The 15,971-nt window shown below is 72.7% G+C and carries 13 protein-coding genes and 1 pseudogene; 3 read left to right on the forward strand and 11 right to left on the reverse strand.

Annotation, left to right across the window (positions count from 1 at the left end; translation table 11 throughout):
- Positions 1–39 precede the first annotated feature (39 nt).
- The 3 genes from purM to GA0070216_RS27505 form a co-directional block, all read right to left on the reverse strand.
- The gene (gene purM, locus GA0070216_RS27495; protein ID WP_091252106.1) at positions 40–1,194 is read right to left on the reverse strand and encodes a phosphoribosylformylglycinamidine cyclo-ligase; all 1,155 of its coding nucleotides are present in this window, start codon (positions 1,192–1,194) and stop codon (positions 40–42) included.
- Positions 1,195–1,253: 59 nt separating this feature from the next.
- The gene (gene purF, locus GA0070216_RS27500) at positions 1,254–2,789 is read right to left on the reverse strand and encodes an amidophosphoribosyltransferase (RefSeq protein ID WP_091252109.1); all 1,536 of its coding nucleotides are present in this window, start codon (positions 2,787–2,789) and stop codon (positions 1,254–1,256) included.
- 167 nt (positions 2,790–2,956) lie between these two features.
- Positions 2,957–3,268, reverse strand: coding sequence for a sterol carrier family protein (locus GA0070216_RS27505; RefSeq protein ID WP_425413203.1), 312 nt, complete (start codon positions 3,266–3,268; stop codon positions 2,957–2,959).
- Positions 3,269–3,460: 192 nt separating this feature from the next.
- Between GA0070216_RS27505 and GA0070216_RS27510 the strand changes: the two genes are divergently transcribed.
- Positions 3,461–6,052 (forward strand): carboxypeptidase-like regulatory domain-containing protein, encoded by a 2,592-nt coding sequence (locus tag GA0070216_RS27510; protein WP_091252112.1) that lies wholly within the window; start codon positions 3,461–3,463, stop codon positions 6,050–6,052.
- Between the two features lie 186 nt (positions 6,053–6,238).
- Here GA0070216_RS27510 and GA0070216_RS27515 read toward each other — a convergent pair whose 3' ends face one another.
- The 4 genes from GA0070216_RS27515 to purS all read right to left on the reverse strand — a co-directional run bounded on the left by GA0070216_RS27515 (position 6,239) and on the right by purS (position 10,883).
- Positions 6,239–6,994, reverse strand: coding sequence for a 2-phosphosulfolactate phosphatase (locus GA0070216_RS27515; RefSeq protein ID WP_176739160.1), 756 nt, complete (start codon positions 6,992–6,994; stop codon positions 6,239–6,241).
- A 4-nt stretch (positions 6,995–6,998) separates the two neighbouring features.
- Entirely contained in the window at positions 6,999–9,872 is a 2,874-nt protein-coding gene (purL, locus tag GA0070216_RS27520) for a phosphoribosylformylglycinamidine synthase subunit PurL (protein WP_091252117.1), read from the reverse strand.
- A 70-nt stretch (positions 9,873–9,942) separates the two neighbouring features.
- Positions 9,943–10,626: a phosphoribosylformylglycinamidine synthase subunit PurQ gene (purQ, locus tag GA0070216_RS27525; RefSeq protein ID WP_091252119.1), complete on the reverse strand. Its 684-nt coding sequence runs from the start codon at positions 10,624–10,626 to the stop codon at positions 9,943–9,945.
- Positions 10,623–10,883 (reverse strand): phosphoribosylformylglycinamidine synthase subunit PurS, encoded by a 261-nt coding sequence (gene purS, locus GA0070216_RS27530; RefSeq protein ID WP_091252121.1) that lies wholly within the window; start codon positions 10,881–10,883, stop codon positions 10,623–10,625. The genes purQ and purS overlap by 4 nt, the downstream gene beginning before the upstream one ends.
- Positions 10,884–11,622: 739 nt before the next feature.
- On the opposite strand from purS, the gene GA0070216_RS27535 reads away from it, so the two are divergent.
- The gene (locus tag GA0070216_RS27535; RefSeq protein ID WP_176739161.1) at positions 11,623–12,189 is read left to right on the forward strand and encodes a YbjQ family protein; all 567 of its coding nucleotides are present in this window, start codon (positions 11,623–11,625) and stop codon (positions 12,187–12,189) included.
- A gap of 318 nt (positions 12,190–12,507) precedes the next feature.
- Here the strand turns inward: GA0070216_RS27535 and purB are convergent, their stop codons facing one another.
- The 3 genes and pseudogenes from purB to GA0070216_RS27550 form a co-directional block, all read right to left on the reverse strand.
- Positions 12,508–13,932, reverse strand: coding sequence for an adenylosuccinate lyase (gene purB, locus GA0070216_RS27540; protein WP_091252122.1), 1,425 nt, complete (start codon positions 13,930–13,932; stop codon positions 12,508–12,510).
- Positions 13,933–14,117: 185 nt separating this feature from the next.
- Positions 14,118–14,321: pseudogene (locus tag GA0070216_RS27545) on the reverse strand (GTP-binding protein); the annotation flags it as partial.
- Positions 14,322–14,402: 81 nt separating this feature from the next.
- On the reverse strand, positions 14,403–15,020 hold the full coding sequence (locus tag GA0070216_RS27550) for a hypothetical protein (RefSeq protein WP_141723215.1): 618 nt from the start codon (positions 15,018–15,020) through the stop codon (positions 14,403–14,405).
- Between the two features lie 225 nt (positions 15,021–15,245).
- On the opposite strand from GA0070216_RS27550, the gene GA0070216_RS27555 reads away from it, so the two are divergent.
- The gene (locus GA0070216_RS27555; protein ID WP_091252128.1) at positions 15,246–15,470 is read left to right on the forward strand and encodes a hypothetical protein; all 225 of its coding nucleotides are present in this window, start codon (positions 15,246–15,248) and stop codon (positions 15,468–15,470) included.
- A 126-nt stretch (positions 15,471–15,596) separates the two neighbouring features.
- Here the strand turns inward: GA0070216_RS27555 and GA0070216_RS27560 are convergent, their stop codons facing one another.
- A complete protein-coding gene (locus GA0070216_RS27560; protein ID WP_218108289.1) occupies positions 15,597–15,938 on the reverse strand; it encodes a hypothetical protein in 342 nt (113 codons plus the stop codon).
- Positions 15,939–15,971: the final 33 nt, after the last annotated feature.

Genomic DNA, 15,971 nt, shown 5'->3' on the forward strand with positions numbered 1-15,971 from the left:
AACCCCCGATCAGATGCTCGGCCGATCAGCGCAAGGTGATCAGCCCCGGGTGTGCTGGCCGACCATCTGGACGTGACCGGTGCCCTCGATGATCTCGCCGGCCTGCCAGGCGTCCACGCCCCGGCCGGCGAGGGTGGCCAGCGCGCGGTCGGCGTCCTCGGCGGAGACGATGGCGAACATGCCGACGCCCATGTTGAACGTCGACTCCATGTCCGAGTCCTCGATCCGGCCCTTGGACTGGATCAGGTCGAAGATCGGCTGCGGCTTCCAGGTCGCCCGGTTGACCACCGCGTCGACGTGTTCGGGCAGCACCCGGACCAGGTTGCCGGGGATGCCGCCGCCGGTGACGTGGGCGATCGAGCGCACCTCCGCCTCGGTGATCAACTTCAGGCAGTCCTGCGCGTAGATCTTGGTCGGGGTGAGCAGCTCCTCGCCGAGGGTGCGCTGCCGACCGAAGTCGTCGATCACCACGTCCAGTCGCATCCGGCCGGCACCCAGCAGCACGTGCCGGACCAGCGAGTAGCCGTTGGAGTGCAGGCCGGACGAGCGCATCGCGATCACCACGTCGCCCACCTCGACCCGGTCCGGGCTGAGGATCTCGCTCTCCTCGACCACCCCGACCCCGGTGGCGGAGACGTCGTACTCGTCGGGGCGCAGCACGCCCGGGTGCTCGGCGGTCTCGCCGCCGAGCAGCGCGCAGCCGGCGTACCGGCAGCCGTCGGCGATACCGGCGCCGATCTCGGCGACCCGGTCCGGCACGACCTCGCCGGTGGCGATGTAGTCGAGCAGGAACAGCGGCTCGGCACCGCAGGCCACCAGGTCGTCGACGACCATCGCGACCAGGTCGATGCCGATCGTGTCGTGGATGTCGAGCTGCTGGGCGATGACCAGCTTGGTGCCCACCCCGTCCGTGGAGGACGCCAGGATCGGGTTCTTGTATTTCTTGGTGTCCAACCGGAAGAGCCCGGCGAAGCCGCCCAGGTCGCCCATGACCTCCGGCCGCCGGGTCTCCTTCACCTTCGACTTGAGCAGCTCGACCGCCCGGTCGCCCGCCTCGATCGACACCCCGGCGTCGGCGTACGAGACCGAGCGTTTGCGGGTGGTGCGGCCGGTACCCGCCGTCCAGGGCTGGCGGTCGCCACCGGCGCCGCTCGGGCTACTTCCTGCGCCGCTGCGCTCGGACACGTAGGTCACGGTTCTCCCCTTTGTGGTTCTCGGTGCCGCGCCGACGGTGGCCGGGCGACCCCGGTGTACTACGGGCGGTGGGCGGTCGCGCCGCCCGGAGTGGCGACGAGCGGTGTGTGGTGCTCCGGAGCGTCGGGGGCGTCGGCGACCCGCCGGCCCACCCCTTCGAGCACGTGCTTGCCGATCAGGTTCCCGGCCGGCAGGTCGATCGGGTACTCCCCGTCGAAGCAGGCCCGGCAGAGCCGGCTGCGGGGTTGTTCGGTCGCGGCGATGAGACCGGGGAGCGAGACGTAACCGAGGGTGTCGGCGCCGATCGACCGCCGGATGCCCTCGTTGTCCAGCCCGTTGGCCAGGAGTTCGGCCCGGGTGGCGAAGTCGATGCCGTAGAAGCACGGCCAGTTGACCGGCGGGGAGGAGATCCGGACGTGCACCTCCAGCGCCCCCGCCTCGCGGAGCATCCGGACGATCGCCCGCTGGGTGTTGCCCCGCACGATCGAGTCGTCGACCACGACCAGCCGCTTGCCCCGCACGTTCTCCCGCAGCGGATTCAGCTTGAGTCGTACGCCGAGCTGACGGAGGGTCTGCGACGGCTGGATGAAGGTGCGCCCGACGTACGGGTTCTTCATCAGGCCGGCGCCGTAGGTGATGCCGGACGCCTCGGCGTAACCGATGGCGGCCGGCGTGCCCGACTCGGGCACCGGGATCACCAGGTCGGCCTCGACCGGGTGCTCCTTGGCGAGTTGCCGGCCGATCTGCACCCGGGCGGCGTGCACGTTGCGGCCGGCGATGGTGGCGTCCGGGCGGGCGATGTAGACGTACTCGAAGAGACAGCCCTTGGGCTCCGGCGCGGCGAACCGGCTGGACCGCAGCCCCTCCTCGTCGATCGCGATCAACTCGCCCGGCTCGACCTCACGTACCACGCTCGCGCCGACGATGTCCAACGCGGCGGTCTCGCTGGCCACCACCCAGCCCCGCTCCAGCCGGCCGAGCACCAGCGGGCGCACGCCGTGCGGGTCGCGGGCGGCGTAGAGGGTCGACTCGTCCATGAAGACGAAGCTGAACGCGCCCCGCAGCTGTGGCAGCACCTCCAGCGCGGCAGCCTCCACCGACAGGTCGGGGCGGCTGGCCAACAGCATGGTCACCAGTGAGGTGTCGTTGGTGGCCCCGTCGTCGAGCAGGCCGCGCTCGGCGACCTCCTTCTGCAGCTCGGCGGTGTTGACCAGGTTGCCGTTGTGCGCCAGGGCGATGGTGATGCCGGAGGTGGTCGAACGGATCGTCGGCTGGGCATTCTCCCAGGTCGAGCCGCCGGTGGTGGAGTAACGCGCGTGCCCGATCGCCAGATGGCCCCGGAGGCTCTTCAGCGTCGGCTCGTCGAACACCTGGGCCACCAGGCCCAGATCCTTGTAGACCACCACGCCCGACCCGTCGCTCACCGCGATGCCGGCGGCCTCCTGGCCGCGGTGCTGGAGTGCGTAGAGGCCGAAATAGGTGAGGTTAGCGACCTCTTCACCCGGGGCCCAGACACCGAAGACGCCACAGGCGTCCTGGGGGCCGGGTCGCTGGGGGTCAAGGTCGTGGCTCAGCCGGCCATCGCCTCGGGGCACTGCCGCTCCCTCATGCTGGTCTGGACTGGCCTGGCGGAGCCGGGGGCTGCTCCGCGCCTTTCGGCCCTGGACCACTGTCGTCGCCTGACAGTGTACGCGAACACGAGTCGATACAGAAAGTCACGATCCACCTCCACCCAGTCACCCCTCGGGACGGAACGGCGCAGCTAGAGCGGCAGATGGGCGGAGAGGTCCGCCCGGTTTCCGCTCACCTGTACGCGACCGTCCGTGACCGCCTGCGCCCAGGACAACCGCCCGGTGGCGAGCGCCAACCAGGTGTCCGCAGCCATCTCCACCACGTTCGGCGGGGTGCCGCGGGTGTGTCGCGGCCCCGGAACGCACTGAACTGCACCGTAAGGTGGGACACGCACCTCCACCGATCGGCCGGGGGCACGCTCCGCGAGGACGGTCAGAAGGGTACGGACCGCCTCCCGGTACACCGGTCGTTCGGGCGTACGCCCCTCATCGAGCGCCGTCATCGCCGCCAGTACCACGGCGGACTTAATGTGCGGAGAGGACACGACGGGACGATACGACCTGAGGCCGTCGGAGCCCACGCTGGCCCCTGGGTCGCGCCGATCCGGTCAGACAAGGCATAGTTGCCGACGGCGTATTCGTACCGTGATGATCCCCGGCCCCCGCCGGGGAAGTCAGACCGGAAGGCGGTGGACGTGTCAACACACCGACGTGCCTGGACGCAGCGGGCCGGTGTGGTCGTAGCGCTGGTGGCCGGTGCCCTGCTCACCGTCCCCGCCACACCTGCCCTGGCAGCCAGCGCCTCCGTCCAGCCCGGGTCGGTGACCGTCAACGCCGGCAGCGACACCACAGTGACCGTCCAGGTGACTCCCGGTGACGGTGACCAGAACGCACAGATCAGCCTGACCGGTCTGCCCTCCGGAGTGAGCTGCTCCGGCTGCGGCCAGCTCAACCTCACCGGCGGCCAGCCGAAGTCGCAGCTGCTGACCCTGCGCGCCAACGACAACGCCGGCGACGCCAACACGACCGTCACCGTCCAGGTCCGGCCCGACCAGTCCGACCCGGCCACCGCCACCTTCCAGCTCACCGTCAAGGGCAAGGCCGCGCCGCAGACCACCCCGCCGCAGGACAAGCCGACGGTCAAGTCGGTCTCCGGCAAGGTGGTCGTGGCGGCCACCGGTGACGCGGTGCCCAACGCGGTGGTGGGCCTGGAGGATTCGACCGGCAAGCAGTTCAACACCACCAGCGACGGCAGCGGCAACTTCCGGATCACCGGGTCCAGTGCGAACCCGATCGCACCCGGATCGATGGTCCTCGGAGCCAGCAAGGACGGCATCGTCGCCACCAAGTCGATCAGCGCAGGTGCCGGGCAGAGCCTGAGCAACCAGCGGATCAGCCTGGCGTTGAAGGTCGAGGTCAGCCCGAGCGTCACCCCGTCGACCTCGGTGGAGCCGACTCCGGCGGACGAGACGACCGACGAGACCACCGAGCAGACCACCGAGCCGAGCGGCGGGCAGCAGCAGGCCGCGTCCCAGGACGACGACAGCGGGTTCGGCTCCTTCCTGATCATCCTGCTCGGCGGCCTGTTGGTGGCCGCCGGCGTCGGCACCATCGTGCTGCTCTGGATCCGTCGCAGGAACGCCGACGACGACGGTGACGGACCGTCCGGTGCCGCCGCGGCGGGTGGCGTTCCCGGCCCCCGCAGCCCGCGTGGCACCGACGACCAGACCCGGGTGGTCAACCGGGTCGGTGCCGGACCCGACCCGACGATGGTCGGCAGTTCCGCGCTGAGCGACGCGCCGACGATGCTGCAGCGGCCGGTCGTCGACGACGTTCCGCCGGACCCGTACGCCGCTCCGCCCCAGCCCTACGGCGCGCCACAGGACAACTGGGCCGGTGCCGGCGGTTACGGCGAGGAGCCCGCCGGTCAGGGTGGATACGGCCAGCAGGGCGGCTACGGCGCCGCCCCCTCCTCCGGTGGCGGTTACGGCGCAGCCAGCGCGGCGGGTGCTGCCGGCGCGGCCGGTGGCTACGGCGCAGCCGGCGCGGCCGGTGGTTATGGCGCAGCCGGCGCGGCGGGTGCCGCCGGCGCGGCCGGTGGCTACGGCGCAGCCGGCGCGGCCGGTGGTTATGGCGCAGCCGGCGCGGCGGGTGCCGCCGGCGCGGCCGGTGGCTACGGCGCAGCCGGCGCGGCCGGTGGTTATGGCGCAGCCGGCGCGGCGGGTGCCGCCGGCGCGGCCGGTGGCTACGGCGCAGCCGGCGCAGCCGGTGGTCATGGCGCAGCCGGTGCGGCGGGTGCTGCCGGCGCGGCGGGTGGCTACGGAAACGCACCGGCCTCCGGTGGCGGCTACGGCGACGCCCCCGCCTCGGGCGGCGGCTACGGCAATGCACTGGCCTCCGGTGGCGGTTACGGGGACGCCCCGGCCTCGGGCAGCGGCTACGGCGGCCGGGACTACGGCGCGACGGCCGGTGCCGGCTACCCGGCGCAGGAGCCGGCCGGCGGTTACGGCGGCGAACGCTACGACGAGCCCACCGGTCGCTACACCGGCGACAGCACCTCGTACGCGCCGGCGGCCGACCCCTACCCGACCAGCACCTATCAGCCGGAGCCGGACGCGTACGGTCAGTCCGGCGCGGCCGGTTACGGCCAGCCCGAGCAGGGCGGCTACGGCCGGGGCACGGAGCCGACCGGCGGTTATGCGGGCGGCGGCTACGGGCAGCAGGCCGGTTACGACGCCGGGGCGGCCCAGGGCTACGGCGGCCAGCACGGCGGCTACGACCAGCCCACCGGGGGCCACCAGGGCAGCGGTGCCCACCAGGGCGGCTACGACCAGCCGACCGGAGGTCACCAGGCTGGCGGCGGTCACCAGGCCGGTGGCGCCCACCAGGGCGGGTACGACCAACGTGGTGGCGGCCAGCACGGCGGTTACGACCAGCGCGGTGGTGCCCACCAGGGCGGCTACGACCAGCCCACCGGGTACGACCAGCAGGGTGCGGGCTACGACCAGCAACCCGGATACGGCTCCCCGCAGGGCGGGTACGGCCAGGCCGGTGGCTACGGCGCCGAGCAGTCGCCGGGCGGATACGGCCAGGAACCGCCCCAGCAGCGCACCGGTGGGTACGACCAGCAGGGTTACGACCAGCAGGGCGGCTACTACGGCGATCAGCCGCCGGCCGGGCGCGATCAGCCCCCGGCCGGGCGCGACCAGCCGCCGTCCGGACGGGCCCGCCCGGACGGCCCGCCTCCGGAGCGCGGCGGACGCCGCCTCGACTGGTTGGACGACTGACCCACCGAGACGACAACGAAGACTGCGGGCCGCCCGGGATTGCACAATCCGGGCGGCCCGCAGCGTCGGTACAGCCCGCAGTCGGTACGGCCCGCAGCGCGTCGGTGCAGCCCACAGCGTCGGTGCGGCCCACAGCCGATTCGGCCGCAGTGTCGGTGCGGCGCAGTCGGCGCAGCCCGTGCCGGTTCAGCCGGCCGAGAAGACGCCCTGGCGGAGCACCGGCACCACGTTCGAGACGTCCCGTTGCACGGCGACCTCGACGTCACCGGCGAAGCCGCCCTCGATCAACTCCCGACCGGAGACGCAGCCACGGACCGCCGCCGGCACGTCGGGGATGCTGGCCAGGGAGGCGAGCGCCACCGCCGCCTCCACCGAAAGTCCCCCGGGCGCCCCGGAGATCGCATCCAGCACGCTGGCCGCGCCCAACTGGTCCTCCACCGAGGGGCGCAGGGTGCCGTCCGGCCAGCGTTCACCGGCGGCCACCACCCCCACCGGGACATCCGCCGCGCCGTACCCGTGGCGGCGCAGCCAGCGCCCGACGGCGCGGGCGTTGCGCAGGCAGGCCGCAACCACCGGGCGGCCGGTGGCGCTGGCGGCGGCGCTGATCGCGGAGCCGTTGGGCGACGGCAGCACCAGGTCGGCGACGCGCGGCGCGCTACTCAGGGCCGCCGGGGAGAGCGACCACGGGTGCTCCGTGCTCGTCTGCCGGCGACCCACCGCGGCCACCGCGCCGACCCGCATCGCATAGTCGGCCGCCTGTTCTCCCCAGGGGAACGGGTGGACCCGCATCCCCCGGGCGACCGCCACCTCCACGGCGGTGGTGAACGAGAGCACGTCCACCACCACCAGTACGGCGCAGACCCGGCCGAGCTCCGCCGCCCCGGTCGGCCCCCAGTCGAACCGGGCACCCGATCCGGGCTGAGCGTGGACGACCGGGGTCACCGCCTCAGCGCTGGTCTGGCGTCGGGCGCTGCCCGCCGCCGTCACCGGTCCCGGACGCCGCAGCGTCGTCCGCGCCGGCCTGCGGGGTGGACCCGGCCGTCGGTACGTCGACATCGTGTCCGCCGGCCGCCGACGCGGTGTCCGCCCCCGAGGCGGCGTCCGACGTCGGCGCGGAGCCCGCCGGGGCGGCCGGTGCCGGCGCAGAGCCCGCAGAAGCGTCCGGCCCGGCGGCCGTGGCGGCGCGGGTCTCCGGACCGCCCGACACCGGACCGCCCGACACCGGGGCGGCGGTCGCCGGGGCGGCCACCGCCTCGCCGGCCGGGTCGTCCGCGTCCGCCGGCTGCTCCCGCTCCGGTACGTCCACCGGCTGCCCGGCGGTGGCCGGCGCGATCGTGGTGGTGCCGGTCCGGGCCGCCTCGACCTGCACCTGGGCCGCCTCCGACCCACCGAAGAGCCGGGGCAGGGTCGCGGTGTGCACGGCCCGCAGCTCGTCCAGACCGATCCGGAACTGGCCGTGCACGTCCAGGGCGTCGCTCGTCGGGTCGGTGACGCCGATCTGCTCCCACGGCACGCCACGCTCGGTGCAGAGGGCGGTGAACGCCTTCTCGTGCCCGCGCGGAACGCTCACCAGCACCCGGCCGGCGGACTCGCTGTAGAGGAAGACGAACGGCAGCGAACCGTCGGCGAACCGCTCCGGCACCCCGACCCGGGCCCCGACCCCCCGGCGCAGGCAGGACTCGACCAGGCTCTGGGCGAGACCCCCGTCGGAGAGGTCGTGTGCGGAGCTGAGGTGACCCACCCGGGCAGCCTCGGCCATCAGCTCGGCGAGCTGGCGCTCCCGGCCCAGGTCGACCTGCGGCGGCATGCCACCCAGGTGCTCGTGCGTCACCCAGGCCCACTCCGAGCCGGACAGCTCCACGTGCGTGTCACCGAGCAGGAACAGCTGGTCGTGGTCGCCACCGGTACGCGGGACGAAGCCCATCGGCACCCGGTCGGCCACGTTGTCCAGCACACCCAGCACACCGACCACCGGGGTCGGGTGGATCGCGGCGGCACCGGTCTGGTTGTAGAAGCTGACGTTGCCGCCGGTCACCGGGATGCCCAGCTCCAGGCAGCCGTCCGCCAGGCCACGGACGGCCTCGGCGAACTGCCACATCACGCCCGGGTCCTCCGGCGAGCCGAAGTTGAGGCAGTTGGTCACGGCGATCGGCTTCGCACCGGTCACCGCCACGTTCCGGTACGCCTCGGCGAGCGCCAGCTTCGTCCCCTGGTACGGGTCGAGGCGGGCGTACCGGCCGTTGCCGTCGACGGAGAGGGCGACCCCGAGGCCGCTCTGCTCGTCGATCCGGATCACGCCGGAGTCCTCCGGCTGGGCGAGCACGGTGTTGCCCAGCACGTACCTGTCGTACTGCTCGGTGACCCAGGTCTTGTCGGCCAGGTTCGGCGAGGCGATCATGCGGAGCAGGGTCTCCCGCAGCGCCTCCGGGTTGCTCGGCCGGGGCAGCGTCTCGGCCCGGTCGGCCTGGAGCAGGATCAGGTCGGCCGGCTCCCGCATCGGGCGGGCATAGACCGGACCGTCGTCGACCAGCGAGCCCGGCGGCACGTCGACCACCACGTGGTCGTTCCAGGTGACCAGCAGCCGGCCCGGCCGGCCGTCCGGCGCGGGCGCGGTGACCTCGCCGATCGCGGTGGCCAGCACCCCCCACTTCTCGGCGGTCTTGAGCACCGCCTCCAGCTTCTCCGGGGTCACCACCAGCAGCATCCGCTCCTGGGACTCGCTGGCCAGGATCTCGTGCGGCTCCATCGACGGCTCGCGCAGCGGAACCCGCTCCAGCCAGACCCGCATCCCGGTGCCGGCGGACGCGGCGGTCTCGGTGAGCGCGCAGGTCAGGCCCGCGCCGCCGAGGTCCTGGATGCCGACGACCAGCTCGGCGTCGTACAGCTCCAGGCACGCCTCGATCAGCAGCTTCTCGATGAACGGGTCACCGACCTGCACCGACGGGCGACGCTTCTCGCTGCCCTCGTCGAAGGTGGCGCTGGCCAGCACCGACACGCCGCCGATGCCGTCCCGGCCGGTCTTCGCGCCGAGCAGCACCACGATGTTGCCGGGGCCGGCGGCGTCCTTCTTCTGCAACCGGTCGACCGGCAGGACGCCGAGGCAGAGCGCGTTGAGCAGCGGGTTGCCCTGGTAGCAGGGGTCGAAGACCAGCTCGCCGCCGATGTTGGGCAGGCCGAGGCAGTTGCCGTAGCCGCCGACGCCGGCGACCACGCCGGGCAGTACCCGGGCCGTGTCCGGGTGGTCGGCCGCGCCGAACCGCAGCGGGTCCATCACCGCCACCGGGCGGGCGCCCATCGCCAGGATGTCCCGGACGATGCCGCCGACGCCGGTGGCCGCGCCCTGGTAGGGCTCGACGAAGCTCGGGTGGTTGTGCGACTCGACCTTGAAGGTGACGGCCAGCGTGTCGGAGACCCGGACGACGCCCGCGTTCTCCCCGATGCCGGCGAGCAGCCGGTCGCTCGGCGGGGCCTTCTCACCGAACTGACGCAGGTGCACCTTGCTCGACTTGTAGGAGCAGTGCTCGCTCCACATGATCGAGTACATGGCCAGCTCGGCCTGGGTGGGGCGGCGGCCGAGGATGTGCCGGATCCGGTCGTACTCGTCGTCGCGCAGACCCAGCTCGGCGTACGGCTGGAGCTCGTCGCCGGTGCCGGCGGCCCGCTGCACGGTGTCCACGCCGTCCGCCCAGTCGAGGGCCGGCGCCGGACCGTTGTGCCGGCCGGCGTCGGCCGGACCGGCCGGCGGCGCGACAGCCGCGTGCGGCTCCGCCGGGACGGAGCCCGCGGCTGCCCGAACGGCCGGGTCCTGGTGGGTGGTCATGACCTCTCCTCGCTGCGCTCGTACCCGCCCGTGGGGCGGTGGAGCCGACCGATGTACCCGCCGCGCATCGTCACGCCGGCGTCCCCACCAAGTGCTTGAGCACTGAGGTGAAGAAGCCGAGGCCGTCCAGCGAGGGGCCGGTGAGCGCCTCGACCGCGTGCTCCGGGTGGGGCATGATGCCGACCACGTTGCCGGCGGCGTTGGTGATCGCGGCGATGTCCCGCTGGGAGCCGTTCGGGTTGCCGCCGACGTAGCGGGCGACGACCCGGCCGTCGGCCTCCAACTCGTCGAGAGTGGCGGTGTCCGCGACGTAGCAGCCCTCGCCGTTCTTGACCGGGATGAGGATCTCCTGGCCGGGCTGGAAGGTGTTCGTCCAGGCGGTGCCGGCGGACTCGACCCGCAGGACCTGGTCCCGGTTGCGGAAGTGCAGGTGCTGGTTGCGGGTGAGCGCGCCGGGCAGCAGGTGGGCCTCGCAGAGGATCTGGAAGCCGTTGCAGATGCCGAGCACCGGCAGGCCACCCCGGGCGGCGTCGACCAGGGTCTCCATCACCGGGGCGAACCGGGCGATGGCCCCGCAGCGCAGGTAGTCACCGTAGGAGAAGCCACCGGGGAGGACGACGGCGTCCACCCCGTGCAGCTCCGGGTCGCCGTGCCAGAGCCGGACCGGCTCCGCGCCGGCGATCCGCACGGCACGGGCGGCATCCCCGTCGTCCAGCGAGCCGGGGAAGGTCACCACTCCGACGCGGGCGGTCACGAGTGCGCGTCCACGGTCTCGTCGGCCTCGACCCGGACCGTGAAGTCCTCGATGACGGGGTTGGCGAGCAGTTTGTCGGCGATCTCCCGGGCCCGGTCCAGGTCCGGTTCGCCGGTGAACTCGATCTCGATCCGCCTGCCGATCCGGACGGAGGCGACGTCACTGACGCCGAGCCGCGGCAGCGCGTTTGCGACGGCCTGGCCCTGAGGATCGAGGATCTCGGGCTTGAGCATGACGTCGACGACGACGCGAGGCACTGGGCACTCCTGACTGTGTACGCAGTTGGGTGCCGGCCCACTACGGGCGAGCGCAGCCAGCGTACCTGGCAGATTCCGGTCCGGACGCACCGGCCGGGCGCAGTTCAGGCAGTGATCGACATTACCGGCCGTCGGGATGGGCGGTCGAGATCCGTTCGTTGCCGCTCTGATGCGGATTTGTTGCCGATTGTCGACGCGTCGCCTCGACACACCCCCTCTGAGCAGGCAATACGCGGCTCAACGCCAGATTTGGGACCGGTATCCGACAAACAGGGACGAGCATGTCGCGGGTCATCTCTGTCACATTGATCCAACTGGATCGGGATCTGGTGACCGAGCCCGGCCACGTCTGCCATCAATCGTCAGATTTCGACGCCTGGTCGCCCCGCCCGCAGGGCGCCCCCACGATCACCCGGATCAACCGGGTGAACCTCTCGGTCTCGACACCAGCCCCGGTGCCGCCCGACCCGGCACCCCGGCGCCACCGACACGGTCCACCGCCCGGGCCCGACCCGCCACTGCGGTAGGGCGTCCCACCAGCCCAGGACCGCCCCGGCACGGGTGACCCCGGTGGCAGCCGGCACCGGGATGTCGTTCCGGGCACCGGCGGGTGCCACAGCAGCCGGCGGGTCGACGTCGCCTCCACCGTTGACGGGCCGCGGGCGGCACTGTCGCGTACAACCGGGCCTGGATCACCTCGATGGCCGGTGTCTGACGGTTACCACCTCGCGGGGCGCGGATGGCCGGTCGAGAGCCGACCGTCCGCGCCGCCTCGTTTTGCAGCATCCGACCAGCCGCGCACGGCACGCTCCGACTCTGTACGACTACTGACAGCATCGGAACCGTGCTGGTCGTGACGACGGATCAACTGCCCGGCTACGAGATCCGCCAGATCCTCGGCGAAGTGGTGTCGTCGATGGCGCGGACCCGAAACCCGTACCGCGAGGGGGTCAAGAACCTGCGCGGCGGCGCGTACGACCCGATGGCCCCGGACAACCTCACCCGCTGGCGTACCGACTCGGTGGCCCGGCTCGGCGAGGAGGCCCTGCGTATCGGCGCGAACGCCGTCGTGGGAATGCGCTTCGACAGCCGGGACTGCGGCGAGATGTGGATGGAGATCTGCGCCTACGGCACGGCGGTGATCGTGGCGCCCAAGGTCCCCGACGTCATGCCGCACGACCAGCCCCTGATCGCCGCGGAGACCGCCCACGAGCCCGGCTTCACCGGTGCCCCCGGCGGTATCGCCGAGCCGGCGAGCGCCCCCAACCTCTCCTCCGCCGCCCAAACCCCCACCCCCAACCCCTAACCCCACCCACCCACCTACCCGCCCCCGCCCCCGCCCCTCGCCCGACCGACCACCCGGCTGACCCCCGTTGATCAAGAGGTTTACGCCAAGTTGATCTCGAAGAATGACGCAAACCTCTTGATCACCGGCGACACCCGCACCAGCACCCGACAACCCGGCACCCAACGGGACGGACGCCAGGCGGAGCGGGACGGCCGGGCGCACCCGGGCCCGACCAAGCGTGTTGATCAAGAGGTTCAGGTCAAGTTGATCACTAATGGTGACGCAAACCTCTTGATCAACGGGGGACTGCGGGGTGGGAGGGGAGGGAGGGAGGGGTTAGAGGATGGGGGGTGGGGAGTAGGTGGCGGCTTCGGGGTGGGCGGTGACGACGGTGGTGATGCGGCGGGTGATCGCGTCCACCTGGGCCTGGGCGGCGCCGGCGAAGGTGGCGGGGTCGGCGACCAGGGTGTCGATCTCGCTGCGGGTGAGGCCGAGGCGGGAGTCGGCGGCCAGCCGGTCGAAGAGGTCGTTCTCCGGGGCGCCCTTCTCCCGCATGGCGAGGGCGACCGCGACCGCGTGCTCCTTGATCACCTCGTGGGCGACCTCCCGGCCGACGCCCCGGCGCACCGCCGCGACCAGGATCTTGGTAGTGGCCAGGAAGGGCAGGAAGCGCTCCAACTCCCGGCTGATCACCGCCGGGTACGCCCCGAACTCGTCGAGCACGGTGAGGAAGGTCTGGAACAACCCGTCGGCGGCGAAGAAGGCGTCCGGCAGGGCCACCCGGCGCACCACCGAGCAGGAGACGTCCCCCTCGTTCCACTGGTCACCGGCCAGCTCGCCGACCATCGACAGGTAACCCCGGATGATCACCGCGAAGCCGTTCACCCGCTCCGACGAGCGGGTGTTCATCTTGTGCGGCATCGCGCTGGAGCCGACCTGGCCCGGCTTGAAGCCCTCGGTGGCCAGCTCCTGACCGACCATCAGCCGGATCGTGGTGGCCAACGACGACGGCGCGGCGGCCACCTGCGCGAGAGCGGAGAGCACGTCGAAGTCGAGCGAACGCGGGTAGACCTGCCCGACGCTGTCCAGCACCCGGGCGAAACCCAGGTGACCGGCGACCCGCCGTTCCAGCTCGGCGACCTTCCCCGCATCACCGTCGAACAGGTCGAGCTGGTCGGCGGCGGTGCCCACCGGACCCTTGATCCCCCGCAGCGGATACCGCGCGATCAGGTCTTCCAGCCGCTCGTACGCGATCAGCAGTTCCTCGGCGGCCGAGGCGAAGCGCTTGCCCAGCGTGGTGGCCTGCGCGGCGACGTTGTGCGAGCGGCCGGTCAGCACCAGGCCGGAGTGCTCGTGGGCGAGCCAGGCCAGCCGGGCCAGCGCGGCGACCACCCGGTCGCGGATCAGCTCCAGCGAGGCACGCACCTGGAGCTGCTCGACGTTCTCGGTGAGGTCGCGGGAGGTCATCCCCTTGTGCACGTGCTCGTGCCCGGCGAGCGCGCTGAACTCCTCGATCCGGGCCTTCACGTCGTGCCGGGTGACCCGCTCCCGCTCGGCGATCGACGCCAGGTCGACCTGGTCGACCACCCGCTCGTACGCCTCGACCACGCCGTCCGGCACCGCCACGCCGAGGTCCCGCTGGGCGCGGAGCACGGCGAGCCAGAGTCGCCGCTCCATCCGCACCTTCTCCTGCGGGGACCAGAGGGCGACCAGCTCGGGTGAGGCGTACCGGTGGGCGAGCACGTTCGGGATCGTCGTCACGTACCTCATTCTCTCCTACCCGACGACCGCCGCCCTGGTCGGGCCGACCAGGGCGGCGGTCGCGTGCCACCCGGCGTCCGCGTGGAGCCGGACCCCCGTCTGAGTACGTGTGCCAGGTATTCCTTGCGGTGCAGTGGGTTGCCGTCGGTGCGTCGTCGGGGTGCCGGTGGTGCGGCGGTGGCCGCTCAGCGCGGAGACGAAGACGCCTTCGTGACCACGGTGGCGGGACCGGTCACCGTGGTCATCGCGAGCGGGCGGGGGGTCAGTTTCTGCCCGATGCTGTCCAACAGATCCTGGTAGCGGGCACCGAGGCGGTCGATCTTGTTGGCGAAGACGAGGACGGGAATCCGCAGGCGGGTCAGCATCCGCATGAGGATTCGGGTCTGGGCGCGCCACCCGCCTCGGCCGCGCCTTTCAGGTGGGCGGAGACGGGCGGGCCGCGCGGCTCGCGGAGGTCAGCGACGGCCCGGTCACACCTTCGGGATGTCGTGCACCGGGGCGGTGACCACGATGGTCTTCGTCTGCGTGCCGTGCGCGTTGCGCGCCGTCAACGTGTAGGTGTGCCGCTGGATATCGCCCTCCCGCCCCGAGCAGGGGAAGGTGAACTCCTCGCTGCCGGCCGACGGGTAGTCGTCGCGGTAGATGCCGGGGCCGTCGACCGACAGGGCCACCGAGGTCACGTTGCCGACCCGCCACTCCATCAGCACCCCGCCGCCGGCGATCGGGTGGACGGTGGTGCCGGCCGGGCAGCGCGGCTTGTCGGTTACCCGGAAGTAGCTGATGGTGGGGCCGCTGGCCTTCGTACCGGACTTGGCGCCGCCGCTGTCCCCACCGCCGCCGGTCGAAGGGCTGGCGGTGGGAGCGGCGGTGGGGCCGGCACCCCCGACCGCGATGCCCGGGGCCCCGCCGTCGGTGACCGTGCCGGTGTCGCCGGAGCCGGCCCTCGCGTGGCCCGGCCCCGCCGGGCCGCCGGCCGCCCCGATCGCCGGGGGCCCCTCGGAGCCCGTCGTGGTGGCGGCACAACCGCCGGCGGCGAGCACGACGGCAGAAGCAACGGCAGCGGTACGCAGCAGGGCACGACCGGGCATGACACTCCTCGACGGGGCGCCGCCACCATGACGTCCGGGCGGGCTGACACCACGGTAGGAAGCCCCGACAACACCGCCCCGAACTGCGCGAACACTCAGCAGGTCACAGCGGACGGTCAGGATTCGAGTGGCGGCATGGGCGCACCGACTGCGCCTGGCCCGGTGAATTCGACGACTGCCAGGACCCTCGAGAGCCACGTACCCGATCCGGAAACCCACCTCTGCGTGGTCCGCCTCGTGCCGGCCCGTCCCAGCTGGCAGTGCGCCGGGTGCGGCGAGCCCTGGCCCTGCCAGGTCCGACGCGACCGGCTACTCAGCGAGTACGCGGACGATCGCACCACCCTCGGCAGCTACCTCGGCCTGCAACTGGCCGACGCGCTGTCGGACCTACCCCGTCAGCCGGCCAGCGACCTGCACGCGCGCTTCCTCGGCTGGCGGAGACCGACCTGATCGATCCCACAGGGACGGACTGATCGACTCCCGGGAGGCGGAACAGCGGTATCGCGCGGGCCGGGACACCGCTGTTCCGCCCCCGATGAGTGGATCACCCCGGCCAGGCCGGGGCCGGGCGGCACGTCAGGGTGGGGTGGGGCGACCGGTCAGTGCCCGCCACAGCCCCGCGCACGCCTCCGGCTCGGTGTCGTACGCCAGGCGGACGTCGTACACCCCGCGTTCGTACGCCCCGATCTCCCACCGTGCGTCGGCGGACCGGCGGAGGAACCAGAAGTCGGGTGGCAGGGGGACGTGCTCGTGCACCCTCTCCAACTCGAAGGCGTCCGGGGAGATCCCGGTCGCGAAGAGGGCGTTACGCAGCTCGTGCCGATCCACGGTGACCTCCTGGGTGCGGGAACGGGCCGGGCCGGCGACCTGCCCGGCCGCCGCCCGGACGGCCGGGCCGGGCCGGGCCGGGCCGGACACGACAGGAGCCGGCCGGGTCGGGGCGGCAGCGGA

Origin of the sequence: Micromonospora matsumotoense (assembly GCF_900091525.1) — a bacterium.
In the GTDB taxonomy this organism is placed as follows: Bacteria; Actinomycetota; Actinomycetes; order Mycobacteriales; family Micromonosporaceae; genus Micromonospora; species Micromonospora matsumotoensis.

What these genes read in the sequence shown, in the direction of transcription:
- GA0070216_RS27505 (WP_425413203.1), bottom strand. Translation starts at nt 3,268, where the DNA reads ATGACGGCGCTCGATGAGGGGCGTACGCCCGAACGACCGGTGTACCGG.
- GA0070216_RS27550 (WP_141723215.1), bottom strand. Translation starts at nt 15,020, where the DNA reads ATGCCCGGTCGTGCCCTGCTGCGTACCGCTGCCGTTGCTTCTGCCGTC.
- GA0070216_RS27535 (WP_176739161.1), top strand. Translation starts at nt 11,623, where the DNA reads ATGGCCGGTCGAGAGCCGACCGTCCGCGCCGCCTCGTTTTGCAGCATC.
- purL (WP_091252117.1), bottom strand. Translation starts at nt 9,872, where the DNA reads ATGACCACCCACCAGGACCCGGCCGTTCGGGCAGCCGCGGGCTCCGTC.